Here is a 25,840-nt window from a genome sequence, read left to right on the forward strand (position 1 = left end):
CCAAGACCTGCACCACGTTGACGTCCTACTGCATCAATTTCATCAATGAAAATGATACAAGGAGCATTTTTCTTTGCATTTTCGAATAAATCACGTACACGTGATGCACCGACACCGACGAACATCTCTACGAAGTCAGAACCACTGATAGAGAAGAACGGAACGCCTGCCTCACCTGCAACAGCACGTGCTAATAAAGTTTTACCTGTACCTGGAGGTCCAACTAATAGAACACCCTTCGGAATACGGGCACCAACTTCAGCGAACTTACGAGGATCTTTCAAGAATTCAACTACCTCAACAAGCTCTTGTTTCTCTTCATCCGCCCCAGCAACATCTCTGAAACGAACCTTTTTCTTTTCGTCATTATATAACTTCGCCTTACTTTTCCCGAAGTTCATAACACGGCTACCGCCGCCCTGAGCTTGGTTTAACAAGAAGAAGAATAAAATGAAGATAATAACAAACGGAATGATAGAAGTAAAGAATGTTACCCAAGCACTTGTTTCTTCTGCTGGTTGATACTTAACTTCAGCACCTTGCGCTTTGTCATTAATTTTCTTTTGTAATTCCTCAGTATTTGGTGCGTAAGTAACAAATTGTTCTCCTTGGCTAGAGTTGTTAAATTGTCCTTTTACCTCAAACACACCATTTTTCGGTTGAAGTTGCACATTACGAACTTCACCTTTTTCTAGTTTAGTAATGAATTTATCGTAGCTAACTGATGTCGTTTTTTGTGTCGAACCATTAAAATAGCTCACGATTCCAATTACTACTAGGAATATCAGTAAATAAAAGATGGTATTACGGAAGATACGATTCATTCCTAACCTCCTCTCACGGCATAAACACTATAGTAAATCGTAACATAGAAAAACTTTCCTATACAATTGTGACGCCTGTATTTAATTAATTTGAGTAAACGCTTGGTTTTAATACTCCTACATAAGGAAGATTACGGTACTGCTCTTTATAATCTAATCCATACCCTACAACAAATTCATGCGGTACAGTAAATCCAACATAATCCGCTTTCAAATCCACCTTACGGCCTGTTGGTTTATCTAATAACGTAACAATTTTTACAGACTTCGCTTTACGATATTTAAATAGGTCTACTAAGTAGCTTAGCGTAAGACCACTATCAATAATATCTTCAACGATTAAAATATCGCGACCTTCTACAGAAGTATCAAGGTCTTTTAAAATTTTCACTTCGCCTGTTGAAACAGTTGAGTGACCGTAACTAGATACAGCCATAAAATCCATTTCAAGATATGTATCTGTTCTCTTTAATAAATCTGCCATGAATGGCATTGCACCCTTTAGTACACCAATCGCAAGAGGTACTGTATTTTTATAATCCTCTGCAATAATTGCACCTAACTCGAGCACCTTTTCTTGTATTTGTTCTTCAGAAATTAATACTTTTTCGATATCTTGATTCATCATTTCATTATCCTCCCGGAAGACTCCTTGCTTTTGTAGTGAATAATCATATATTTATCTTTCTTTGTTACCTCTTTCGAGATAGCAAATGCAGATCGTTTCAACAAGGGTATCCAAATAATGTTCCCACTTGCATCACAAACGACCGGCCATTCTTCTCTTTTTTCTCTTGGTACTTTCGCTTCGATAAAAATAGCTTTTATCTTTTTGGTGCCATTCATACCTTGTATTGACATGCGATCTCCATTTTCTCTAGAACGAATACGAAGTGGATATGATATATCATTATACTTAGCAACAAAAACTGTTTCATTCATGTTACTTGGTATATCTTCGCTCACCTCTGTTACAAGCTTATCCCCGTTCGATAGCGTAATTGTCCCGGGCACTGATAAATCTTGTAAAAAAGGGGAAACAATTTCTTGTTTAAATCCAAAGCTGCACTCCTCGTATGCGCGAACAATTTTTAAATCACCTGGGAAATCAAGTGAACCCGAAGGTTGTGTCCGCTTAAAAAACTCAATCACTTTGTCAATATGTATAGAGGAAAGAGAAGATGGAATCTTATATTCATAAAGATAGTTTAATATTAGTTGAATCCCTCTTCTTTGTAAAGGCATAGACATGGATTCAAAGGCAGGAATTGATAAGCTAATTTGTTTATCACTTTTTTTTGTAATTACTTTATTCATTTTCTCAAAAGCTAATTCCTGCAAATACGCCTCATCCTCTTGCATCTGCATGCTAAATTTTTGGAACTTCTCATGCACTTGTGGATTTTCTTCTTTCAAATGAGGAAGAACATATTTACGTAATCGATTCCTTGTATATACTTCCTTTTTATTACTTGGATCTATACGAGGAATTATTTTTAACTTATGACAGTAATCAACAATCTCTTCCTTCGTTACTCCAAGTAACGGCCTAATTAAATACCCATTATGAAAAGGACGCTTCACTGCAATGCCGGCATATCCTTTCGGAGTACTCCCTCGTACAAGGCGCATTAAAATTGTCTCTACTTGATCATCACCATGATGTCCAAGAGCTACATACCTCGCATCATATTTCTTCATTATTCTTTCCAAAAATGCATATCTGCATTCTCTAGCAGCAACTTGTGCATTCATCCCGTATTGCTGTTGATATTGCGACACATTAATCCTTATCGTTTCGCAAATAACTCCTAGCTCTTTACAAAGGTCTTGCACAAACTGTAGGTCCTCATGAGATTCATCACCTCGAAACATATGATCCACATGCGCCACTACAATCTCAAACTGTTTTGCTGCTCTTTTTTCTAACAAATAATATAGAAGAGCCACAGAGTCAGGACCACCAGAAACACCTACAACAATTGTTGAGCGTTCCTTTAATACATCATGCTGCTTTACAAAGTCATCTACCTTTTCAACAAATGTATCTTTCAACTTCGTAATCACCTTTCATTAAACAAGAACAGCAACGTTAGTTACCTTGTTTATAATGGTACAACTTTTACAAACATTGTGCAAAAAAAAGATATACAAAAATTACATTTTTATCTTACATCATTCGTACATATTCACAAAAATAATAATATTATCTTTTAAAGCAAAAAAACCTAGGCATCCACCTAGGTTTTTAGAAAGAAACATCATATTTCAAGTTTCACTTTATTGCGCTTGCATTCCTACAATTGGAATGGTAGCCCACTTCGGCATATTTTTCTTCACTTTCGCTACTACAATAGTCATATCATCATTTATATAACCATCGCCAGATCGAATCACCTCTTCCATAATGATATCAGCAATTTCTTGCGGATCTTCAGTTTGTAACTCTTTAATTTTCCGCTTCATCCATAATTCATGATTCTCCACATGCTGCGCGCCCTCAAAAATCCCATCACTCATCATAATAAGAATATCACCTGTTTTTAATTGCTCACCCACTACATCAACTTCAACATCCTCAATAATTCCCATTGGTAAATTACTTGCTTCGATTTTCAAAATATTATTTGCACGTTTAACAAAACTCGGCGTCGATCCAATCTTTAAAAACTTCGCACTCGCATCCCGCAAATCTACCATAGCTAAGTCTAATGTCGTAAACATCTCTTCTGTTGTTCTTAAAGAAAGAATAGAGTTAATAGATTTAATCGCTATCTCCTCATCAATGCCTGACTGAAGTATTTTTTGTAATAATTTCACTGTTTCTTTACTCTCCATATGAGCTCTTTGCCCATTTCCCATGCCATCACTAATTGCAAGGGCATATTTCCCAACACTTAAATCCATCATTGCATAAGAATCACCCGAAACAAACCCACCGCCTTTCGCGGCTGTGGCCAAGCCGGTATCAAGGGAATACGTTTTTGCTGAACCAAATGATATTAAACTGTGGCCGTTCGGATAAGAAGATTTTTCTTCATGTTTCACAACTATGTTTTCCTTCAGGATATCAGAAAGCATTGGTGCAACTAATTTTTCACACTCTCCATGTTCATTAGATGCAACTGGAATCAACATTTCAATATCAATACTTCCTCTATCTAAACAATAAATATCAACATGCTCTATTTCTACACCAAAATCACGAAATGCTTGCAGAATCTGCTCTTCCTGTACTTGATGATTTTCTCTTTCTCTTTGTATCTCCTTGGCAAAATCCTCCATAACTTTTGATACACCTAACAATTGCTCCGCTACTATTCTACGATTTTCTTTCATTTGTTTTCGTAATTTTTGTCCCTCATAGAAATGATCTAATTCACCTGCTACTAAATCCGTCACTTTCTTTCCTCTCACACAATGCTTGTCCCATTCACGAACTAACTTCCGATTATGCTGCAGAGTTCCTTCTTCTGTTTCGCTCATTATTTGTTTCATATAATCGTACGTTTTATCGAAATTAACTACCCAGCATTGGTCCTTTTTAAAACATGTTTGACATGTTTTTGCAGTAATTGTACTTAAAAACAAATCTGCCTCCGTCTCTTTATCTTCCGCCTCCACATATCCATATACAGAAAAGCTATTAGATAAAGCAGCAAATACATTGGCAAATTGATTGATTTTATTCGCTGTAACATCACGCATCCTTCTTAAATACTGTTGTTGATCTTGCGAATGCTCCTGTGTGCCTGGCATAAATTTAGCAATACGATCCATAACAAGTTTCGGTGTTAATAAAAAGAAAGCAATCGCCACACCAGATTCAATTAAAGTTGTCACAATGTTTGTTTGCTTGTCTACATATAGCGTAATCAAGCTTGTCCCAATTAATAAACCTAAACTAACACCTAAGCGTTTCCCTTCTTTTAACAAACCACCGAGCAATCCAGAAAAAGCAAGCAGACTAAGTTGGGACAAACTAGAGACATTTGCTAAACTTAATATTAACCCAGTGACGACCCCTACTGTAGATCCTGTAGCCGCTCCTGCGATAAACGCAAACACAAGCACTAAATACCTAGTAAAAATATGTTGAATAGAAGCATCATATATGAACCAATCTGTTGTACCAGTTAAAACAGATGCTAGTAATATAATTAAACAAACAATTTCTTCTGTCTCTAACGCTTGTTGTTTCCCTTTTCTTTCTACTAAAAGCGGGACACTTTGTAAAAATATCATAGTTAATACGAAGCTAAGCCCTGCCTCAATCGTACTAACGAGTAAATCGTACATGGTAACAGTTTGTTGTGCAAAATATACGACAACTAAATGTGCAGTTAATGCGGAGATAAATACTTGGAATGGTACAAGTCCAACAGTTTTACGTGTAAACCGACTAAAGAAGATATTATAAATGAAGAAAGTAAAAATAGATGCAAAGGTAAAGAATAAATTATCTATCGAAACTGAAAGTGCGCCCCCCATTAGGGCCAAGAACGCGAGCGGCATTTTATCCCGCTTCATAACATAAACAGCAGCAAAAAACGGCAGTGCAAACGGTAAAATGTTTGTTAATATATATGCTCGTCCCAAAAGAAAACCAATAACAACAATAATAAATCCCCATCTAAAGAAAACTTGCTCAAACTTCATTCGCAACTTACTCGTCCACTTTACTCCTCCAAGCTGACCTTCATTCATTGCCAATGTACTTGTATTCATAGTATTCCTTCCTGCTTTAGGCATATTTTTAACACCACCTGCATAGTTTAATTACTGTCATTATAAAAGATGATTATTGGGATTTTTGTCAAAACAACAGTTTTCACTTTTATAATCGTTCGACTTTTTATTCGAAATAACTCTACATATATACACAGTATGTATTTTATTTTTAATATTTTAATCGAACATTCAGAAAATATAGGGTGATTTTGTAGAAGTGTTGTATGTCTTAATTTATTTAACAAAAAAAGATCATGCGCATTTGCATGATCTTTTTAGATGACCCGTACGGGATTCGAACCCGTGTTACCGCCGTGAAAGGGCGGTGTCTTAACCACTTGACCAACGGGCCGTTAAATTAAATATAGCGGCGGAGGGGATCGAACCCCCGACCTCACGGGTATGAACCGTACGCTCTAGCCAGCTGAGCTACACCGCCATGTCGTCTTATTTAACGGACAATTAGTATCTTACCTCAGATATAATTTAAAGTCAACACATCTTGAAAACTTTTTTAAAAATATATTTTCACATATAAAAAAGCACCCTGAGCAATCGCCCTGGGCACCTCTCTATATTCTAAGAATTAAACGTTCTTATTATCCGCGACGTGCGCCACGGCCACCACGTTTAGATTCAGTGTTACGCTTTAAAGAAGTTAAACGATCTTCGCTATCCTTTAAGAAACGTGCCATCTTTTGCTCGAATGTTTCTTTTGGAGCACGGTCGTTACCGCCACCACGGTTATCTCTGTTGAAAGAACGATTACGTTGTGGACGTCCAGAACGTTGTTGATCACCACCGCGTTGGTATTCACCACGTGGACGATCTCCTTCTGTTTTTTCACGCTCTTTCGCTTTTTTAATAGATAGACCGATCTTACCATCTTTTTCAACGTTAATAACTTTTACTTCTACTTGGTCGCCCACTTTTAAGTGATCGTTAATATCTTTCACATAATTATCAGCAACTTCACTAATATGAACAAGACCCGTTAAGCCTTCTGGCAGCTCCACAAAAGCCCCAAAATTTGTAATACCTGTTACTTTACCCTGTAACTTGCTGCCTACCTCGATTGACATAAAAAAAATGCTCCTCCTTAGTGGTTAAAAAGTCAAATTTTACTTTATTATATATAATCCTAAAATATAGTGTCAATAAGACATACTCTACTTAGAAACAGGAAAAATTATCTCCCCTTTTCCAGAGAAGAAATAATCCCTTCTAGCAATCTTTAATACGTACTCTTCATCATTTAACTTTTGAACTTCGTCTTTTAGACTCTTTTCTTTGTTCGTTAATGAATCCAGTTCTTTTTTCATGTCCTTAACTTTTGCTTCTTTTGCTTTAATGGAACTGTTTTGTTGATAAAACGTTACACTAATACTCGCAATAATTGTAAAAGCAAAGACAAGAAAAACCGCTAAACGGCGATAAAGTCGCTTCCTGTTCTCATCCGTTTGTATTATATGCTCTTTAACAGGATTTGGACTCTGTTTTTCGATTGTTCTTTGTCTCAGTTCCCTCATTTCCGAGGTCCCCCTAACTTCTTTTTTATACGCTCCCATAATTGGAAGATATGTCCCTTCAATTTTGCTATATATTGCAGGAATCCTACATGCTTCATTATAAAAAGTTTAACACGATTAGGGAGAAGTTTCCATATGAGCGAAGCAATAAATCGAACAGGCCAGAAAAAAACTTTCCATATGAAAAGTAATATCCAAATCACCATTTTCCATAACACATGTCCAATTGAAAGCAGTATACGAAATAAGAATAATATAAATGCAATAAATAGCTGCGCTATAATAATAACAGGTTTTATCATGAGTAGCTGTATAATTTGAACAAAAAAGTGTGTTGTTTGCACAAAAATATAGATGAGAAAATTTAACAGTCTCATGTATATTGCTTTCAACATGCTTTGATATGCCGCAAAACCACATAATAATGCTAAAAATACATATATACGTAGTTCAGCTTCATTTACAAGAAGCAATACGTAAAAAACGAATAATGCTTGGACAATCCAAAATAGTATATCATGTATAAATACAATCCAACGCTTACGTTCTTGACGTTTTAAAAATCGTTGGTATGTATCTAAAGACGCTCCAATCCAAGCACCCATTCCGATCATTGAGAGCATCGTATACAACTGAATTGTTAGACTCATTTAAACAACTTACTAAAGAAGCCTTTAGTTTTCTCCCCTTGATTCTCATCAATATACAGCATCTCATGAACTTTCCCTTTAATCGATACAACACCTTTTTCTACATCTAAATTTTTCATTTGCAAATTTTGACCACGAATTGTTAAAAAGCCCATTACAGTCTCAAGTAAAAACTCTTCGCTATCAAAACTCTCTACCTGCTTTACACCGGTAATATCAATTACACGTCTGCCACGCATAATAATATCATGCTCTACAGAAACATTTTGTTGATTAGAAGACATAGGTGAGTAACCATTATTCACGTAAATCCCCCCATACATTTATACTAGCTAATAGTAATGTATGAAGGGATAATCGATTTTAGAACAAGCCTTCTTCGGCCTTTACTTTTTCTTCACGAACTAAGCTATACATATTTGCTGCATCTTCTTTTTTAGTCGTTTCTTTCAATTCATTTATTTTTACAGTTACTATTTTTTGACCAAAACGAATTGTTAATTCATCAGCTACTTTCACATCCGAACTTGCTTTTGCCACTTGACCGTTAATGGATATTCTTCCTTGATCAGCTACTTCTTTCGCCAATGTTCTTCTTTTAATTAAACGTGATACTTTTAAAAACTTATCTAGACGCATATTAAATCCCCCTATTAACGCTCTGTTTGTTTTGCCTCTTCCCAGAAAACATCTAACTGCTCTAATGATAAATCTTGCATCTCTTTATTCATTTCAGCTACCTTTGCTTCCATGTATAAAAAACGACTGACGAATTTCTCATTTGTTGAACGTAACGCTTCTTCTGGATCTATTTTATAATGACGAGCTATATTAACAAACGCAAATAGTAAATCGCCAAATTCACTTAACATCTTCGCCTCATCCATGTTTGCGACTTCTTGTTGGAACTCTTGCCATTCTTCTAAGGCTTTCTCTATCATCGGCTGTACATCCACCCAATCGAAACCAACCTTACCAGCTTTTTTCTGGATTTCATAAGCGCGTAGTAACTGCGGCAAACTTTTTGGAACTCCATTTAAAACAGATTCTTTTACAAACCCTTTTTCTTGTTTTTTAATTTCTTCCCAATTGGCAATTACTTCATCGGCATTATTTACATCCGTATTCCCAAATACATGCGGATGACGACGAACCATTTTCTCAGATAAAGTTCGAATAATATCATCTATAGAGAACCAACCTTCGTCCTCTCCGATTTGGGCATGAAGCATAACTTGTAATAATACATCACCTAGTTCTTCTACTAAGTGATCATCATCCTCTTCATCAATTGCTTCTAACACTTCATACGCTTCCTCAATTAAATACTTCTTTAAAGATTGATGTGTTTGCTTTTTATCCCACGGGCAACCATTTGGACCACGAAGGTCTGCAATAATTTCTCGAAGTACATCAAACTGTTGATATAAGGACTCACGTTCCTGAACTGGTGGTACATATACACTCGTTAAGTTATTCAACTCCGTTTCATGATCTAACATGTACAACGGCACCTTTTTCACTTGCTCAAATGAAGTCCCTGCAGCTGTTACGATATACACTTCATAATCATCTGGCAGCATCTCCATTAATGTTAATTTCACATCTGATGCAACGAATGCGTCATATACTTGGCAAAAGATTAAGTGTTGACGTAATTCTAATTGTCCTCTTTCAAATGATGTGGCGTCAATTAATTGGAACCCTTCAATCGGATCAATCTTAAGACTTGCAAACATAGGATCAAGGAAACTTTGCCCACCTTCAATTCGCACTTCAACATTCGCTATCTCGCCTTTTTCCAACAGTAGTTGAACCGTTCTTTCCGCTACAAGCGGATGCCCTGGAACAGCATAGATGATTTCTGTACCTTCAGCTTGTTCTAACAATGTATTCGCAATTGTTTCATATACAATTTCAAATGTATCATGCGCTTCATATACATTGTCAAAGGCAGTATATTGTATACCTTCTTTCTCCAACTCTTCTATAACGGGATGTTCCTTCGTCCTAACAAACATGTGATCTGCTTCTTTTATTTTTCGATATACACCCATCGTTAACTGATCTAATTCACCAGCACCTAATCCTAAAATAGTAATGATTCCACTCACAACCTGCCACCTCTATCCACTCTTCTTCAATGAACCTTCTTTTTTCTCTTTTTTCATAACGGTTCCTATTTCCGCTTTTGTAAATACACGTAATTTTAAAATTAAAAACATATATGCCAATCCGCCGATGGCTACACCTAACAACGCCTCAAGTGTTGCAACACCTCTATGACTTGTATCCATTACTAATCCAGACATTTGCAATACACGCATAAACATTATTAGTACAAATCCCATACCGATACCACTAATAACTACACCCAACATATTCCGTTTGTCGATAAGCGATTCGGATACAGCTCGCATAAGTAATACACTATTTAGTATAGAAATTACAATTAACGCAACTAGCGTTGCAATTGCAGCTCCCTTCACACTAAAATACGGCATTAATATATAATTTAAAGCTAACTTTAAACAACCGCCAAATATAACGAATATTGCTGGTTTTAATGTTTGTCCTAACCCTTGCAAAATAGAAGCAGTTGTAATCGACAATGAACTAAATAAAATAGATAAAGATAAAATAGATAAAACATCTGACCCATCACTATTTTCAAACAACATAATATTCGTAGGCTGGATAATACAAGTTAATCCAATGGCTGCTGCAAATCCGATAACAAATGTTATTTTCATCGCTAGCCTTACCTTTTCTCGAATAAAGGTAAGATCTCCTCTTTCCTTCGCTGCTGTAATAATTGGAATAAGCGACAACGAGAAGGAAGTTGTCACGACAGTACCTAATTGCATAAGCGGGATACTTCTGTCATAAACACCTTTTAACACCTTTGCACTTTCAGCTGGCTCTCCTGCTCCAATAAGTAAAGAATAGAAAGAAATAGAATCAGCCATCTGTATAAAAATAAGCACTAAGTTACTAACACAAATTGCTAACCCCTGCCAAAACAGGATTTTTATAATCTTCTTTTTCCCTTTAATCCTCTTTACACTTTTGAAGAATATAGAACGAAAGTCATGACGCATATAAAGTATAAGTACGATAATCCCAATCAATCCACCTGCGATTGAACCGAGCATAGCACCTGCACCAACTGTATATAAATCAAATTCGTGAGCAATTAGGAATAGAGATAAAAATACAATAATAGAAACACGAATCGTTTGTTCTATCACTTGCGAAACAGCTGTTGGCATCATATTATTGAACCCCTGGAAATATCCTCTTGCTACAGATAAAAACGGCATCAATATGAATGAAAAGGAAATAACGCGTAATAGCTTATCTAAGTGTATATCGCCCATAGCTATCGCAATTGCTTCGGCACCAAAGAACAATGTAAAAAATCCTATGAAACCAATCCCTAATAAAAACCAAAAAGATACACAAATAATTTCTTCTGCTTCTTGTTTTTTCCCTCGCTCTAATCGTTCCGCAACCATTTTTGAAATTATAATGGGGAACCCATAAGTAGCTAAAATTAAACAAAATCCATAAAACGGATAAATTTGTTGGTAAATATAAAAACCAACGTCACCCGCTATATTTTGATATGGAATACGGTAAAAGGCGCTTAATACCTTTGTAACAAAACTTGCGATTGTTAATATAATAGCCCCACGCCAAAAGGCTTGATACTTCTTCGATTCCATGCAAGAAAACTCCTTTTTCTATTCTCACCCCTCGTATTATATCATAAAGAAAAGGACAAGCTTCCTTACCTACACCAGTAACAATACATTCGTGTAACGCTAGAAATATTCAATGAAAAAAGGTAGCAAAACGCTACCTTCATTCAATATACATATATCTCCAAATAATTGATTTCTCAAAAAGAAATATCATAATTAGGAAAGATTGCTACTTCTAAAATTATACACCTTTACTGTTCCATTTGTTTCGCTAAGAAACTGGCAGCAGTATTGACCGCCTTGTGCTCTATTTCGCTTATAATCGCTTCTTTTGAAAAAATAATGACAGCTCCAATTGGGTCTCCATTTGCAACAATCGGTCCAACTGTATAAGAATGAACCTTTTCTGTTACACCATCAATAATGGAAATATCACTTTCGTCCGTCATAATAACAGACTTTCTTTCTTCCATCGTTTTTTCAATTAGATCGCCAACGCTTTTATTTAAGTATTCTTTTTTTGATACACCTGATACTGCGATAACAGAATCTCGATCACACACAAGCACATTATGTCCTAAGCTATCATATAAAGCATCTGCATATTCTTTTGCAAAATCACCTAGCTCGCTAATTGGAGAATATTTCTTTAAAATTACTTCTCCATCGCGATCTACAAATATTTCTAGTGGGTCCCCTTCTCGAATACGTAAAGTTCTACGAATTTCCTTCGGGATTACTACCCTACCTAAATCATCAATTCGACGTACGATTCCAGTTGCTTTCATTCTAATGCTGCCTCACTTTCTACTGATGATCAAAGTGGTGAATTTACCTGTTCATGTAAAAATCACCAACTGTTAGACATAGTATTTTACACATTAGTTCTTCTATGCACGTCGAATTGCATTTTTTTATCTAATATTAGGCATTTATGACTTCTTTTTTTACATCTGGCAAGCCTTTTAATAAATTTTCAGCAATTGTTAACCACTTCGATGTCTCTAAGCCATTTGTTTTCATGACGATTTTCAATTGTGATCCTTCCATTCCTAAACCAATCATACGTCCAAAACTATTTCCGAGCATGAATAATTTTCCGCCATCAATGTTTTGACTCGCTTGTTCTGAGAACAGAATTGTTACTTCAAATTTATTTTGTTTAATTAACTCAATTTGTTCTTTCATTGCCAACACTTTAATATTTGCGATTTGTAATAAGTAACCAACTTCTTGCGGGTAATCACCAAATCTATCTATCATCTCTTCCTGCAACTCTTCGATATCCTCAATCGCAGAAACACCTCTAAACTGTTTATACATCATGATTTTTTGTTTACTATCTGAAATATAAGCATCCGGTAAATATGCATCTACTTCTAAATCAATTTCAACATTAACTGTATTTTCAACTCCGTCTGTTCCTCTACGCTGTTCAATTGCATCTTTTAACATTTGAGAATATAAATCAAAGCCGACAGAATCAATAAATCCATGTTGTTCGGCTCCTAACAAGTTACCAGCACCACGAATTGATAAATCTCGCATCGCAATTTTGAAACCAGATCCAAGCTCTGTGAACTCCTTAATGGCTTGCAGACGCTTCTCCGCAACTTCTGATAACACTTTATCCCGTTTGTATGCAAAGTAAGCATATGCAACACGATTAGAACGTCCAACACGCCCACGTAGCTGATACAACTGCGATAATCCCATACGATCTGCATCAAATACAATTAATGTATTTACATTTGGAATATCTACACCCGTCTCAATAATCGTTGTACTTACAAGAACATCATGCTGTCCTTCTAAAAACGATAGCATAACAGACTCTAATTCACTCTCATTCATTTTCCCATGTGCATAAGTTACACGCGCATCTGGAACTAACATCGAAATTTCATCTGCTTTTCGTTCGATATCCTCCACACGATTATACAGGAAGTAAACTTGACCACCTCTTGCAAGTTCGCGTTCTATCGCTTCTCGCATTAACGCTGGATTATACTCTACTACATATGTTTGAACTGGGAAACGATTTTCCGGCGGCGTCTCAATAACAGATAAATCACGCACACCAAGCATAGACATATGAAGCGTACGCGGAATCGGAGTTGCCGTTAATGTTAATACGTCAACATTTGCTTTTAATTGTTTAATTTTTTCTTTATGCGTTACGCCAAATCTTTGTTCTTCATCAATAATAAGAAGACCCAAATCTTTATAAGTAACATCTTTAGATAAAATACGATGCGTTCCGATTACAATATCTACTGTGCCATCTTTTAAACCTTTAATTGTTTCATTTTGCTGCTTTCTCGTACGGAATCTACTTAATAATCCTATATTGATTGGATAATCTTGAAAACGCTCTCGAATTGTTTCATAGTGTTGTTGTGCAAGGATTGTTGTCGGCACTAAAATTGCAACTTGTTTTTCATCCATAATTGCTTTAAACGCCGCACGAATAGCTACTTCCGTCTTTCCATATCCTACATCACCACAAAGAAGCCTATCCATCGGACGTCCGCGTTCCATATCCTTTTTAATCTCTTCAATAGAACGTAATTGATCCTCTGTCTCTTGATACGGGAAAGAGGACTCGAATTCTTGTTGTTCTGCCGTATCCGGTGTATATGCATAACCCTTTGAAGCTTCGCGCTCAGCATATAGTTTAATTAGGTCATCCGCAATGTCTTGTACAGATTTTTCAACTTTCGTTTTGACCTTCTTCCAATCATTTCCGCCCAGTTTATAAACTTTCGGATCCTTACCCTCAGATCCTACATATTTTTGCACTTGGTCAATTTGTTCAATTGGAACGTATAACTTATCATTACCTTGATATTTAATATTCAAATAATCTTTATGAACACCGTTAATCTCTAATGTCTCAATACCTAAGAATTTACCTATACCATGATTTACATGAACTACATAATCCCCAACTTTTAATTCCGAATAACTTTTAATACGTTCAGCATTCGATAACTTTTGCTTACGTTGTGATTTTTTAACTTTCTTATGAAAAAGCTCTTTTTCAGTAATGACAACAAGCTTTTGCATCGGCATTTCAAATCCTGCATGTAAATCACCTACAGCAATTTGTAACCTTCCAGGCAATAATATATCTGTACCCTCTACAATATCTGCCTCAATATCATAATCACTTAAAATATGTTGTAGTTTTTTCACACGTTCATCATCTGTACCTAGCACCACAGTCGTAAAATGCCCTTCGTTCCATCTATCAATTTCAGTTTTCAACAACTGCATCTGCCCATGGAAATCTTGCATTGTTTTACATGTCACATTCACAATGTTTTGCGGATGTGTATGTGCTATGTGGCGTAAGAATAACGTTAAATATACAAAACTTCTTTTTTTATGATGAAGAAATTCTTCAAACGAATGAGAGAAAGATAAATCTTGAATGATTGTTCCCTCACCAAGAAGGGATATATACCATTCCGCCTCTTCTGTTTCAAGATGTGATGCTGTTTCTTGAATACGTGAAATCTCATCTAAAATCACAACACCATCTTCTGGTAAATAATCTATCAGACTAGCAGGTTCGTTATAGAAAATAGATAAATATTTAAACATCTGTTCTATACTTTGCCCGTTTTTCAACATCTCAATTTCATGACTTACCGTCTCAAGTACTGTAGTCTTCAACTTATCATCAGAAAGTTTTTGCATCGTCTTAGTCAGACCTTCTTCAAGATGCTTAATTCCTGATTTCAATTCTTCCTGCGAAAATAAAAACTCTGTTGCTGGACCAAATCTAACACTTTCTTTTTTATCTTGAGAGCGCTGTTCATCCACATCAAATAATCGAATAGAATCGACTTCTGTATCGAAAAATTCAATACGAAATGGTAACTCTTCAGTTAGTGGATATATATCTAATATTCCCCCACGCAAACTAAATTCTCCAGGAGCTTCTACCATAGACTTACGCTCATAGCCAATATGATGTAAAGTATGCAAAAATGTATCTAAATCAATCTCTTGCCCTAGACTGATTTCGATTTGCCTTTGCTTCCACAACTCTTTCATTGGTAAAAATCTGCGTAGTCCTGCAACTGGTGCTACAATAATCCCATGCTCTCCTGCAGCTAAGCGATTTAACACTTCAATACGTTGCGCCTTCAATTCTGGGCTTGCAACACCAAGTTCTGATGCTATCAATTCATTTACTGGATATAGCCATACATCCTTTTCACCAAGTAACGCCACTAAGTCTTCATGTACTTTTTGTGCTTGATATAAATTATGCGTCACAATAAGTTGTGATTTTTTTGTTTTTTTATATAAGGCCGCCATTAATAACGAACGAGAAGAGGTTGCCATACCTGATACAAGTTGCTCTTTTAACCCATCTTCTAATCCATTAATGACCGATTGGATCTCTTCATTTTTATAAAATTGCTCTAATAAACCTATCATTTTCAAAACCCCTCTCAACATAAAAGAGCAAGCCACTATATTTTATGCAAATATTTCGGAAAAAGAAAACAGAAAAATGCTTTGGACATGCCAAAGCGACAACATTTTATTGCAGAAATTTTTCATATTCATAATACTCAGGATAAGATGCGAGCGTTTCTTGACACAATTCACAAATCGTTTTTATATATATATTTCCATTCTCATGAAAATGAATCATCTCCACTACTTCTTGCTCTGTTAGTTGAAATAAAACGTCGCTATATACTTTTTCTGCGGTAACGGAGCCTACATTACTCCCGCAATGTCTGCAATAATAATAACCTTCCATACTAGCCTCCTAAAAATTCAATTACTGCTAGTATGGGTAAAAATAAAATAAAATATTCCCAATTGTACCCTTAACTATTGAAAGTATTCATAATTTGAAGAAAAGGTTTATTTAACCACTCTTCACATGCATCTGCTGCTTTTTCAATAGAATGATTTACATCAGGAATCTCTTCTGATGTAAAACGTCCTAATACGTAATCTACTACCTTCATTCCATTTTTCGGACGATCGATTCCCATGCGGATACGTTGAAACTCTTGTGTTCCTAAATGTGAAATTGTTGATTTCACACCATTATGTCCACCCGCACTGCCTTTCATACGAAGGCGTAATTTACCTACAGGGATGTCTAAATCATCGTACAGAACAACGAAGTCCTCTACATCAATTTTATAGTAATCCATTAGCGGACGAATGCTTTCCCCAGATAAATTCATATATGTAAGTGGCTTTAATAAGATTACTTTTTCTCCATTAACAAATCCTGCACCAAATACTCCTTTAAACTTTTGTTCGTTCAAAGCAATATTCCAACGCTTCGCAAGTTCATCAATCGCCATAAATCCAATATTATGCCTTGTTAATTCATATTCTCTACCTGGGTTCCCAAGTCCTACTATCAATTTCATTCTTGTACCACTACTTTCTTTTTTCGATACGAAAAGACGTAACCAATCTTGGTTACGTCTCATTCTATCCAATTAATTGAATAATACACTTACAGATTCTTCTTCGTATACACGAATGATTGCTTCTCCGATTAGTGGAGCAACTGAAAGTTCATGTACTTTGTCGATTTTCTTCTCTTCTGGTAATACGATAGAGTTCGTTACAACTAACTCTTTAATATTTGAGTTTTGGATACGCTCAATTGCTGGACCAGATAATACTGGGTGTGTACAGCAAGCATATACTTCAGAAGCACCGTTCTCAACAAGAGCGTTTGCTGCTAATGTAATTGTACCAGCTGTATCAATGATGTCATCAATTAAAATTGCTGTTTTACCTTCAATATTACCGATAATGTTCATTACCTCAGATACGTTCGGACGAGGACGACGCTTATCAATAATAGCGATTGGTGCTTTTAGGCGATCTGCCATTTTTCTAGCACGAGTTACTCCACCGTGGTCAGGTGACACGATTACGATATCTTTAAGACCTTTTGTTTCAAAGTAATCTGAAAGAATCGGTACACCCATTAGGTGGTCGATTGGGATATCAAAGAACCCTTGAATTTGTGGAGCATGTAAATCTAGAGTGATTACACGAGTTGCACCTGCTGTTTCAAGCAAGTTTGCTACAAGTTTCGATGTAATTGGTTCACGAGAACGCGCTTTACGGTCTTGACGCGCATAACCATAGTAAGGAATAACAATATTAATTGTTTTTGCAGATGCACGCTTTAATGCATCGATCATAATAAGTAATTCCATGATATGTTCGTTTACTGGGAAGCTTGTAGATTGAATAATGAATACATCGCAACCACGGATACTTTCTTCAATGTTAATTTGAACTTCTCCATCACTAAAACGATCAACAGAACATTTTCCTAGTCCTACTCCAATGTGCTTTGCAATTTGCTCAGCAAGTTCCTTATTAGAGTTTAAAGAGAATACTTTCAAATTAGAATTTAGATATTGAGTCGACATCTAGATTAACCCTCCACATTATGATTTTTTCTTATTCAGCAATTGATCAACATAGTCTTCTTTATTAACTTGACGTGCACGTGCTACAGACAATGCTTTTGATGGAACATTCTCTGTAATTGTAGAGCCTGCTGCCACATAAGCACCGTCTTCAACTGTTACAGGAGCAACAAGGTTTGAATTACATCCAATAAATACCCCGTTACCAATCACAGTTTTGAATTTATTCTTACCGTCATAGTTCACCGTAATTGAACCACAACCAAGATTCACGTCTTCTCCAACTTGTGCATCCCCGATATAACTTAAGTGTGAAGCTTTACTTCTATTACCAAAAACAGTTTTTTTGATTTCCACGAAGTTTCCAACGCGTACTTCATCTCCAATAACTGAATCTGGGCGAATATGTGCAAATGGGCCAACCGATACTTCTGTACCAAGCTTACTATCATGTACAGTAGATTGACGAATTGTCGTACGATCTCCAATTTCACTATCGCGAATTACTGTATGCGGTCCAATCTCACAATCAGAACCAATTACAGTGTTCCCCTCAATAATTGTTCCTGGATGAAGAACTGTATCACTACCGATAATTGCATCAGCAGAAATATACGTGTTACTTGGATCAATAATAGTAACACCATTTACCATGTTCTTTCGGTTGATACGGTTTTTCATAATAATTTCCGCTTGCGATAGAGCGACTCTGTCGTTAACACCTAACGTTTCATCGAAGTGCTCTGTTTGATAAGCTGATACAATATGACCTTCATTTTTTAAAATTTCAATAACATCTGGCAGGTAATATTCACCTTGTACGTTATCATTTGAAACTTTAGAAAGTGAAGCGAATAAAGCTTTATTATCAAAACAATACGTACCTGTATTGATTTCTTTAATAGCTAATTCTTTCTCATTTGCATCCTTATGCTCAACAATCTTTTCAACATGACCATTCTCATTACGAACGATACGACCATATCCAGCAGGTTCTTCTATGTAAGCTGTTAATACCGTTGCCATTGCCCCTGCTTCTTTATGTTGCTGAAGTAATGCTTCCATCGTTTCAGCAGTTATCAGCGGCGTATCACCACAAATAACTAAAGTTGTTCCTTCTTCGTTTGCAAGTACACTTGCAGCTTGATCTACAGCATGTGCTGTACCAAGTTGTTCTGCTTGTAATGCAAACTCACTTACGTTTCCTAGCTGTTCTTGTACCATTTCAGCACCATGTCCTACGACTGTTACAAGTTTCTGCAATCCTAATTGAGATACTTGATCGACAACATGTTGTACCATAGGTTTTCCACATACAGGATGAAGCACTTTGTATAGCTTAGACTTCATACGTGTGCCTTTACCTGCCGCTAGAATCACTGCAAATCTGTTTGACATATAGACCCTCCATCGCAACCTATTTATCCATTAACGATATTATCCTAAATCATCATATATTTCAAGAAACACATTTTAACTATTAAATTTTACCATAATTCTTATAAGATGTTTTACTCTTTAGTATCTTTTTTAAGAAATAAGCTATACTATTTAAAATGATTTTGAAAAAATTAGAAGTTCCCCCTTTCTTTTTATTAATTTATAATTTTCCGAACAAGATATATGTATAAACACAAAAAACAAACCCCTGTAAATGCTTACAGGAGTTTGTTGCAAAATTATAGGGCTTCTCTAAAAAGCCCTTTTCATTCGAATTTTACGAAGCACCCGCTTCTTCAAACTCAACCTCTTCTAACTCGCCTAAACGATGATACTCTGTTAAAACCGCATCTTGAATTTTAGAGCGTGTACCAGAATTAATTGGATGTGCAATGTCACGGAATTCTCCATCTGGAGTACGTTTACTTGGCATTGCTACAAATAATCCATTATTACCATCAATTACACGAATATCATGAACAACAAATTCATGGTCTAGAGTAATAGAGGCAATTGCTCTCATGCGGCCTTCTGTGTTTACGCGGCGTAATCTTACGTCAGTCACTTCCATCTTGTGTTCACCACCCTTTTCTAAATAAGCGATATATTTGTATAAATTCCACAAAATTTCTATTTTCCCTTTAATTTTTTAAAAATTTTTAAGATAAAAATTTTTAATGTAATTGAATATAGAGATTAGTAGAGGTTATCGCTTACAAAGAATTACTTAACTAGGGCAATTACTTCAATTTCAACTGAAACATCTTTCGGTAATTTTGCTACTTGTACACAAGAACGAGCTGGCTTATGAGCAGAGAAATAAGATCCATATACTTCATTAACAGCATTAAAATCATCCATATCTTTTAAGAATACTGTTGTTTTTACTACCGTATCAAATGAAGCACCTGCTTCTTCTAATACTGCTTGTAAATTTTGAAATACTTGCTCTGTTTGTACTGTTACGTCTCCTGCTACAAGCTCTCCATTTGCAGTTAACGGAATTTGTCCTGAACTGTAAAACATATTATTTACAATAATCCCTTGTGAATATGGTCCAATTGCTTGTGGTGCATTTTTTGTTTGAACAACTTTCATACTTTTCACCCTTTTATTATTTATTTTTACTCTTTAAAAATAGTGCACGAAAAGCAGTTTGTCCATCTATTTTATAACTTATAAATAGAATAAAAAAAGATAAAGCTATTTGCTTTACCTTTTTACTCAGCCTCTACAAGCCCTTCATCAAATGGTGCCAGTGAATAATTTCCCTTTTCCACTTGAATCGCTTTTTCTTTCACATCAACTTCCGATAGACGAATCAATGATACAAAGTTATTAATTAGTCTTTCTTCAATATCCGTGGATTCTACTAATACACCAATACCAACAACATTAGCCTTAAACTCTTCTAACATACTCATCATACCTTGAATTGTCCCGCCAGCTTTCATAAAGTCATCAATAATTAAAACATTTGATCCTTCTGGAAGGCTACGCTTTGCTAACGTCATTGTTTGAATTCGCTTAGAAGAACCTGATACATAGTTAATACTAACAGTGGGTCCTTCTGTTACCTTATTATCTTTTCTTGCAATCACTACCGGTACATCTAAGTAGTTCGCCACTGCATATGCAAGTGGAATACCCTTCGTTGCGACCGTCATAACTGCATCAATTGGTTGCCTAGCAAAAACAGAAGCAAATAAACGACCTGCGCCATTAATATGACGAGGATTACTTAAAAGATCTGTCATATATAAGTAACCACCAGGCAAAATACGATCTGGATTTTCGAATAAGCTACAAAGCTCACCAATAATTAGATCTGCCTCTTCTTCACTTATATATGGTATATATTTCACTCCTCCTGCTGCTCCTGGTATCGTTTGCAATGTGCCGACCCCTTGTTGTTCAAACGTTTGCTTAATAATAACTAAATCTTCACTAATAGAAGACTTAGCTGATTGATACCTTTCAGCAAAAAAAGTGAGAGAAACTAGCTGACGAGGGTTTTGTAACAAGTAATAAGTCATATCGACTAATCTTGTACTTCGTCTAATTTTCATACTCTCACCTCAAATCACGAATATTCTAAACAAATCATAACGTATTATACGTCTTTATTCAAGCGTTTCTCGCTCTCCTAATAAACGTACTGCGTATACTTGTTCACAAAATCCTTTTAATCCGTTATATATACGATGCATTCGCGAATCATGGTGCACCAAACCGAATACAGTTGGACCACTACCACTCATTAATACGGCATCTGCTCCAAATCGCTTCATCTGTGCCTTAATACGTGCAACTTCAGGATGCATCGCAAACGTTACATCTTCTAAAACGTTACCAACAGTATCACAAATCCCTTTGTAGTCACCAGCATTTATGACATCCACCATTTTATCTACATTTGGATGTGTAACCCGATTTAACTTTAAATTTCCATACACATCAGCAGTAGATACACCAATATGGGGTTTTGCTAAAATAACCCAACAAGAAGGTGGAGTTTTTATGTGCTCAATCTGCTCTCCTCTTCCAGTGGCAATTGCTGTCCCACCATATACGCAAAACGATACGTCTGACCCAATTTCTGCGCCAAGCTCTGCTAATTGATCAATTGTAAGCCCTAAATTCCATAATTTATTAAGACCACGTAATGTCGCTGCTGCATCACTACTTCCACCCGCTAATCCAGCTGCTACTGGAATCGTTTTTTCAATAGTAATAGATACACCTTTTTTCACATTAAACTTCTCTTTTAATAATTTCGCTGCTTGATAAGCCAGATTTCTTTGGTCGTCTGGGACATACCGATTATGGGATAAAATTTCAATACGGTCTTCTGCTAATTCCATTAGTTCTAAACGATCCGCTAAATCAATTGTTGTCATAATCATTTTCACTTCATGATATCCGTCTTGTCTTTTTCCCAGTACATCTAACGACAGATTAATCTTTGCTGGTGCTTTCACTAGTAGCTTCAATCTATTCACCCACTCTATGTACTCAATCTTTTATCGTTTATTTTACCATAAATTTATAGTAAGACGATGACACTTCCCTAATTATAACGAAAAGCATTCAGAATGAAACTACTTATGTAAAATGATGGCACCTTTTATAGTACAAAAAGCCGAGGAATCACTCCTCGGCTACCGTAGCATAGAAAGTATCTTACAACTACTGGTTTTGTTTCATTAATTGCTGTTCTGCAATTTCTATAGCACGTTTCACCATGTTACCAGCATCTTTCGCACGAATTCCGCCCCATCCTTCTTTCTGAACAACATCATAAAAGCCTAGCTCTTTTGCAAGCTCTTCTTTAAATTGATTTGACATGACACCTCTTCGTCTACTCAATGCAGAGTCCCTCCTTATTTTGCTACGGTATAATTAGTATGCAAAATAATATAGCTTTTCATTTGTGGGAATATATGTAACGATACATGAATTATAAAATCACTTCATTATGAGGTTCACCATAAAATGTTAACTCTACTGTCTCTGTTAAAACATCCGCATAGCTATACGATACACGTTGTAACGCATCTTCTTGTTGATCCAGTTGTACAACAAAAACAGAACGGTACGTTTCTGCGAGTACACCTGATTGTTCTACAGTTTTTCTTCTCCCACTGTTCGCCTTTAACATCAGTCTCTGTCCAAGATGGTGATCTAATTCGCTTTTAATTTCATCTAAACGTTTTGACATATACTTCGTTACACCTCGCTGTAATTTAGATTGAACACTTAAAACACGATATATCTATCCCAATTATTAACCGCAACTCATAGACAATATCATTATAAAAGCATCATGCGTTCGAATAGATAGAAGAAATACTATATTGTAAAAGTATCATTATGTAGTCTGTGCGTTCTTGTCTCTTTTTATCCAAACTGATTTAAATCCTCTCCATACAAAAAAGCAAGATACATATGTACCTTGCTTATTCTTCGTAATGTTGAAAGGGTAATCCAGTTCGTAAAATCCCTCTCGTCTCAATCCCGCCAAGCCCCTTTTCACCAGTAATCGTATTACGTACAACATCCCATACATTAACCCTTTCCATAAATGACGTAAAACTAATTTTACCAACCACATATACAGGGTCTAGTGCATGAATATTAATTCTAGATGGGGAACTAGCAAAATTAGCGCCTGCTCGAATTAATGCTTCAAAGTGTGATTGACATGCCCCAGCAAAAATAACGAGTTGATCCAATGATGGATATTTTTTTCGCACTTCTCGAACAGCCTGTACAAAATGCCTTGAATGCCTATATGCTGCTAAATCTCCCTTTACCCCTTTTGATTTTGTATACGCATCGTGCCCTGTAATAACTAAAATGTCCGGACGAAAATGATCTATTAAATCTACTACCTTTTCATGCATCTCTGTTTCTTTACAATGAATACCTTGTACAGGAACACCAATTTTATTGTATAAATCTAGGCACTTACGCAAATATAACGGGTCTCCATCTATGTGCAAGACACGCCCTGGCATTTGAAAATAATTCACTTCACTTGTATATCCACCAGTTGAAGTGTGTTCATGCCTTTGTTTCATTAATACGTAATCTTGTTGAAACAAACGATACGTGCGCTCCATTGTTTCTTTCTCACGCTTCGCTCTCTTTTTATGTTCTCGTTGATCTATACTAATTAAATCTTCAAGTGGCGCATCTGCCACTAATCTAATTTCCTCTCCAAACAATATAGCTATCTCGCCTTTTATTTCTATAATACGAAAAAGGATATCCCTATTATGAGAATATCGTTCCACTAATTCTCCAACATGTAAAACCATTCTCCTACCTCCAAACTCGTTAGGCCATCTTACCTGTTTTTAAAATATGAATGTAGGAGGGGAAAGGTGACAAAAGAGACAGTTCAAATTGAACTGTCCCTTTTGTACTCTTATGATAACTTATGAAGAACTAATGCATTACTTAATGTTGCAAACTCCTCGATAGATAGCGTCTCACCTCTTCGTTTCGGATCAATTCCTACTTCTGTTAAAATTCGATCCAACAGCTCTTTATCTTTCGGGAAACCATTTAAATTATTTGATAAATTATTCATTAAAGTTTTACGACGCTGTGCAAAACTTGCTCGTACTACTTCAAAGAAAAATGTCTCATCTGTTACTTCTACCACTGGTTTCGGACGCTTTAGGAGGCGGATAATTGCAGAATCAACATTTGGTTGTGGCACAAACACTGTACGCGGTACAGTCATAACTGTTTCTACCTCTGTATAATACTGAATAGCAATGGATAAAGAACCATACTCTTTCGTTCCAGGTTTAGCCGCTAAACGATCCCCAACTTCTTTTTGCATCATAACAACGAATCCACGAACCGGTAATTTCTCTTCCAGCAATTTAAATAAAATTGGCGTCGTAATATAGTATGGTAAGTTAGCTACTACCATTACATCTTGCCCTTCCTCAAATTGCTCACTAAACACCTCATGTACATCTGCCTTTAGTACATCTTTATTGATAACAGTAACGTTTCCATATGGAGCTAACGTCTCATCTAAAATCGGTAATAACCTTTGATCAATTTCAAAAGCCACTACTTTTTTAGCACGCTTCGCTAATTGTTCTGTTAATGCACCGATACCTGGTCCAATTTCAATTGCACCACTTTCTGAACCAATTTCAGCGTGATCAACGATACGGTTTAATACATTCGTATCAATTAAAAAATTTTGCCCTAAACTTTTTTTGAATGAAAATCCATACTTCTCAACAATGTCTTTCGTACGATTTGGCGTTGCGATATCCTTCATTTTCTTTCCTCCTGTATGACTTGCTTATAAGCTTCTGCAAATGATTCTTTTGAAACTTGAAACATTTGTAAACGTTTATGTAACTGTTTTGCGTTTGTATAACCAATCTTTAATAGCTTACCCATTCTTTCTCTGCGACTCTTTGCCATTTCTCCGCCCACTAAACCTGCATCGACTAGATCGCTCCAACTGATTTCACTTGTGTAAGCTTCCATTTCTTCATGTATATTCTCTAAAGCACGGCGAATTGATTCATTAGAAGCATGTTCAATTCCGACACCTTTTTTCCTCTTAGCAAGTGCTTCTTCCTTCGGTAAAAACGCATGTTTACATCCCGGCACCTTATCAGAAATAATTTTTCGAATACGCTCTCCAGGATAATCCGGATCTGTAAAAATAATAACGCCTCGTTTTTGCAGCGCCAATTTAACTTGTTCAATAACATGATCACCGATTGCTGAACCGTTCGTTTCAATTGTATCCGCATCAACAGCACGCTTAATCGCAACTGTATCATCTTTACCTTCTACAACGATAATCTCTTTAATTTTCATGCTTGCCTCCACACTCGTTTCGTCTCTACTTAGTAAAACAAAAAAATGACGACTTTTCCATTATTATTTTCCCCATTCTTACATTTTAAAAAAATAGAATGTCCAAAACTTTGTTCTCTCTCCTTATTGTACCACTTACTCATTTGTCCT

At 36.0% G+C, this 25,840-nt stretch carries 25 protein-coding genes, 2 tRNA genes and 1 pseudogene; all 28 read right to left on the reverse strand.

Annotated features, from left to right (window positions below; translation table 11 throughout):
- Positions 1-824: pseudogene (gene ftsH / locus MR079_RS17275) on the reverse strand (ATP-dependent zinc metalloprotease FtsH); the annotation flags it as partial.
- 85 nt (positions 825-909) lie between these two features.
- On the reverse strand, positions 910-1,452 hold the full coding sequence (gene hpt / locus MR079_RS17280; RefSeq protein WP_000981838.1) for a hypoxanthine phosphoribosyltransferase: 543 nt from the start codon (positions 1,450-1,452) through the stop codon (positions 910-912).
- On the reverse strand, positions 1,449-2,879 hold the full coding sequence (tilS, locus tag MR079_RS17285) for a tRNA lysidine(34) synthetase TilS (protein WP_139869789.1): 1,431 nt from the start codon (positions 2,877-2,879) through the stop codon (positions 1,449-1,451). The genes hpt and tilS overlap by 4 nt, the downstream gene beginning before the upstream one ends.
- 225 nt (positions 2,880-3,104) lie before the next feature.
- Positions 3,105-5,576 carry a stage II sporulation protein E gene (spoIIE, locus tag MR079_RS17290; protein WP_139869788.1) on the reverse strand — a complete coding sequence of 824 codons (2,472 nt, stop codon included), beginning with the start codon at positions 5,574-5,576 and terminating at the stop codon, positions 3,105-3,107.
- Between the two features lie 259 nt (positions 5,577-5,835).
- Positions 5,836-5,907 (reverse strand) — tRNA-Glu (locus tag MR079_RS17295).
- 13 nt (positions 5,908-5,920) lie between these two features.
- A tRNA-Met gene (locus tag MR079_RS17300) sits at positions 5,921-5,994 on the reverse strand.
- Between the two features lie 160 nt (positions 5,995-6,154).
- Positions 6,155-6,637 carry a S1 domain-containing RNA-binding protein gene (locus MR079_RS17305; RefSeq protein ID WP_000021452.1) on the reverse strand — a complete coding sequence of 161 codons (483 nt, stop codon included), beginning with the start codon at positions 6,635-6,637 and terminating at the stop codon, positions 6,155-6,157.
- Between the two features lie 87 nt (positions 6,638-6,724).
- Positions 6,725-7,084 carry a cell division protein DivIC gene (gene divIC / locus MR079_RS17310; protein ID WP_001208736.1) on the reverse strand — a complete coding sequence of 120 codons (360 nt, stop codon included), beginning with the start codon at positions 7,082-7,084 and terminating at the stop codon, positions 6,725-6,727.
- Positions 7,081-7,734, reverse strand: coding sequence for a spore cortex biosynthesis protein YabQ (gene yabQ / locus MR079_RS17315; RefSeq protein WP_000059762.1), 654 nt, complete (start codon positions 7,732-7,734; stop codon positions 7,081-7,083). The genes divIC and yabQ overlap by 4 nt, the downstream gene beginning before the upstream one ends.
- On the reverse strand, positions 7,731-8,039 hold the full coding sequence (gene yabP, locus MR079_RS17320) for a sporulation protein YabP (RefSeq protein WP_001059101.1): 309 nt from the start codon (positions 8,037-8,039) through the stop codon (positions 7,731-7,733). Before yabP ends, yabQ begins: the two co-directional genes overlap by 4 nt.
- A 58-nt stretch (positions 8,040-8,097) precedes the next feature.
- A complete protein-coding gene (locus tag MR079_RS17325; protein ID WP_001234876.1) occupies positions 8,098-8,373 on the reverse strand; it encodes an RNA-binding S4 domain-containing protein in 276 nt (91 codons plus the stop codon).
- Positions 8,374-8,387: 14 nt separating this feature from the next.
- The gene (gene yabN, locus MR079_RS17330; protein ID WP_139869787.1) at positions 8,388-9,848 is read right to left on the reverse strand and encodes a bifunctional methyltransferase/pyrophosphohydrolase YabN; all 1,461 of its coding nucleotides are present in this window, start codon (positions 9,846-9,848) and stop codon (positions 8,388-8,390) included.
- Between the two features lie 12 nt (positions 9,849-9,860).
- Positions 9,861-11,462, reverse strand: coding sequence for a putative polysaccharide biosynthesis protein (locus MR079_RS17335; RefSeq protein WP_139869786.1), 1,602 nt, complete (start codon positions 11,460-11,462; stop codon positions 9,861-9,863).
- 230 nt (positions 11,463-11,692) lie between these two features.
- On the reverse strand, positions 11,693-12,229 hold the full coding sequence (gene spoVT / locus MR079_RS17340) for a stage V sporulation protein T (RefSeq protein ID WP_139869785.1): 537 nt from the start codon (positions 12,227-12,229) through the stop codon (positions 11,693-11,695).
- Between the two features lie 136 nt (positions 12,230-12,365).
- Positions 12,366-15,896, reverse strand: coding sequence for a transcription-repair coupling factor (gene mfd, locus MR079_RS17345; protein ID WP_000579716.1), 3,531 nt, complete (start codon positions 15,894-15,896; stop codon positions 12,366-12,368).
- A 106-nt stretch (positions 15,897-16,002) separates the two neighbouring features.
- Positions 16,003-16,227: an anti-sigma-F factor Fin gene (locus tag MR079_RS17350; protein WP_000399440.1), complete on the reverse strand. Its 225-nt coding sequence runs from the start codon at positions 16,225-16,227 to the stop codon at positions 16,003-16,005.
- A 70-nt stretch (positions 16,228-16,297) separates the two neighbouring features.
- On the reverse strand, positions 16,298-16,858 hold the full coding sequence (gene pth, locus MR079_RS17355) for an aminoacyl-tRNA hydrolase (protein WP_277933113.1): 561 nt from the start codon (positions 16,856-16,858) through the stop codon (positions 16,298-16,300).
- 72 nt (positions 16,859-16,930) lie between these two features.
- The gene (locus MR079_RS17360; protein ID WP_000107420.1) at positions 16,931-17,884 is read right to left on the reverse strand and encodes a ribose-phosphate diphosphokinase; all 954 of its coding nucleotides are present in this window, start codon (positions 17,882-17,884) and stop codon (positions 16,931-16,933) included.
- Positions 17,885-17,902: 18 nt separating this feature from the next.
- Positions 17,903-19,282 carry a bifunctional UDP-N-acetylglucosamine diphosphorylase/glucosamine-1-phosphate N-acetyltransferase GlmU gene (glmU, locus tag MR079_RS17365; RefSeq protein ID WP_000071036.1) on the reverse strand — a complete coding sequence of 460 codons (1,380 nt, stop codon included), beginning with the start codon at positions 19,280-19,282 and terminating at the stop codon, positions 17,903-17,905.
- 319 nt (positions 19,283-19,601) lie between these two features.
- On the reverse strand, positions 19,602-19,895 hold the full coding sequence (gene spoVG, locus MR079_RS17370; protein WP_000454041.1) for a septation regulator SpoVG: 294 nt from the start codon (positions 19,893-19,895) through the stop codon (positions 19,602-19,604).
- A gap of 152 nt (positions 19,896-20,047) precedes the next feature.
- Positions 20,048-20,422, reverse strand: a complete 375-nt coding sequence (locus MR079_RS17375; protein ID WP_139869783.1) for a RidA family protein — start codon at positions 20,420-20,422, stop codon at positions 20,048-20,050.
- A 122-nt stretch (positions 20,423-20,544) separates the two neighbouring features.
- Positions 20,545-21,393, reverse strand: a complete 849-nt coding sequence (gene purR / locus MR079_RS17380; RefSeq protein ID WP_000702473.1) for a pur operon repressor — start codon at positions 21,391-21,393, stop codon at positions 20,545-20,547.
- Between the two features lie 54 nt (positions 21,394-21,447).
- On the reverse strand, positions 21,448-22,317 hold the full coding sequence (gene ispE / locus MR079_RS17385; RefSeq protein ID WP_000772094.1) for a 4-(cytidine 5'-diphospho)-2-C-methyl-D-erythritol kinase: 870 nt from the start codon (positions 22,315-22,317) through the stop codon (positions 21,448-21,450).
- A gap of 196 nt (positions 22,318-22,513) precedes the next feature.
- The gene (gene sspF, locus MR079_RS17390; RefSeq protein ID WP_001985066.1) at positions 22,514-22,693 is read right to left on the reverse strand and encodes an acid-soluble spore protein SspF; all 180 of its coding nucleotides are present in this window, start codon (positions 22,691-22,693) and stop codon (positions 22,514-22,516) included.
- A 91-nt stretch (positions 22,694-22,784) separates the two neighbouring features.
- Positions 22,785-23,045: a biofilm formation stimulator Veg gene (gene veg, locus MR079_RS17395; RefSeq protein ID WP_000044349.1), complete on the reverse strand. Its 261-nt coding sequence runs from the start codon at positions 23,043-23,045 to the stop codon at positions 22,785-22,787.
- Positions 23,046-23,283: 238 nt separating this feature from the next.
- Positions 23,284-24,147: a sporulation peptidase YabG gene (gene yabG / locus MR079_RS17400; RefSeq protein WP_000242870.1), complete on the reverse strand. Its 864-nt coding sequence runs from the start codon at positions 24,145-24,147 to the stop codon at positions 23,284-23,286.
- Between the two features lie 110 nt (positions 24,148-24,257).
- Positions 24,258-25,136: a 16S rRNA (adenine(1518)-N(6)/adenine(1519)-N(6))-dimethyltransferase RsmA gene (gene rsmA / locus MR079_RS17405; protein ID WP_000651552.1), complete on the reverse strand. Its 879-nt coding sequence runs from the start codon at positions 25,134-25,136 to the stop codon at positions 24,258-24,260.
- Positions 25,133-25,690 carry a ribonuclease M5 gene (gene rnmV / locus MR079_RS17410; RefSeq protein ID WP_000692830.1) on the reverse strand — a complete coding sequence of 186 codons (558 nt, stop codon included), beginning with the start codon at positions 25,688-25,690 and terminating at the stop codon, positions 25,133-25,135. Before rnmV ends, rsmA begins: the two co-directional genes overlap by 4 nt.
- Between the last annotated feature and the right edge of the window lie 150 nt (positions 25,691-25,840).

Source organism: Bacillus cereus group sp. BfR-BA-01381, from assembly GCF_022663555.1.
In the GTDB taxonomy this organism is placed as follows: domain Bacteria; phylum Bacillota; class Bacilli; order Bacillales; family Bacillaceae_G; genus Bacillus_A; species Bacillus_A pacificus.

Coding starts and splice junctions, on each gene's coding strand:
- MR079_RS17305 (WP_000021452.1), bottom strand. CDS start 6,637: ATGTCAATCGAGGTAGGCAGCAAGTTACAGGGTAAAGTAACAGGTATT.
- mfd (WP_000579716.1), bottom strand. CDS start 15,896: ATGATAGGTTTATTAGAGCAATTTTATAAAAATGAAGAGATCCAATCG.
- rnmV (WP_000692830.1), bottom strand. CDS start 25,690: ATGAAAATTAAAGAGATTATCGTTGTAGAAGGTAAAGATGATACAGTT.
- rsmA (WP_000651552.1), bottom strand. CDS start 25,136: ATGAAGGATATCGCAACGCCAAATCGTACGAAAGACATTGTTGAGAAG.
- yabQ (WP_000059762.1), bottom strand. CDS start 7,734: ATGAGTCTAACAATTCAGTTGTATACGATGCTCTCAATGATCGGAATG.
- MR079_RS17350 (WP_000399440.1), bottom strand. CDS start 16,227: ATGGAAGGTTATTATTATTGCAGACATTGCGGGAGTAATGTAGGCTCC.
- MR079_RS17325 (WP_001234876.1), bottom strand. CDS start 8,373: ATGCGTCTAGATAAGTTTTTAAAAGTATCACGTTTAATTAAAAGAAGA.
- divIC (WP_001208736.1), bottom strand. CDS start 7,084: ATGAGGGAACTGAGACAAAGAACAATCGAAAAACAGAGTCCAAATCCT.
- glmU (WP_000071036.1), bottom strand. CDS start 19,282: ATGTCAAACAGATTTGCAGTGATTCTAGCGGCAGGTAAAGGCACACGT.
- purR (WP_000702473.1), bottom strand. CDS start 21,393: ATGAAAATTAGACGAAGTACAAGATTAGTCGATATGACTTATTACTTG.
- MR079_RS17375 (WP_139869783.1), bottom strand. CDS start 20,422: ATGAAAGTTGTTCAAACAAAAAATGCACCACAAGCAATTGGACCATAT.
- MR079_RS17360 (WP_000107420.1), bottom strand. CDS start 17,884: ATGTCGACTCAATATCTAAATTCTAATTTGAAAGTATTCTCTTTAAAC.
- MR079_RS17335 (WP_139869786.1), bottom strand. CDS start 11,462: ATGGAATCGAAGAAGTATCAAGCCTTTTGGCGTGGGGCTATTATATTA.
- hpt (WP_000981838.1), bottom strand. CDS start 1,452: ATGATGAATCAAGATATCGAAAAAGTATTAATTTCTGAAGAACAAATA.
- spoIIE (WP_139869788.1), bottom strand. CDS start 5,576: ATGCCTAAAGCAGGAAGGAATACTATGAATACAAGTACATTGGCAATG.
- spoVT (WP_139869785.1), bottom strand. CDS start 12,229: ATGAAAGCAACTGGAATCGTACGTCGAATTGATGATTTAGGTAGGGTA.
- pth (WP_277933113.1), bottom strand. CDS start 16,858: ATGAAATTGATAGTAGGACTTGGGAACCCAGGTAGAGAATATGAATTA.
- spoVG (WP_000454041.1), bottom strand. CDS start 19,895: ATGGAAGTGACTGACGTAAGATTACGCCGCGTAAACACAGAAGGCCGC.
- yabG (WP_000242870.1), bottom strand. CDS start 24,147: ATGGTTTTACATGTTGGAGAATTAGTGGAACGATATTCTCATAATAGG.
- veg (WP_000044349.1), bottom strand. CDS start 23,045: ATGTCAAAACGTTTAGATGAAATTAAAAGCGAATTAGATCACCATCTT.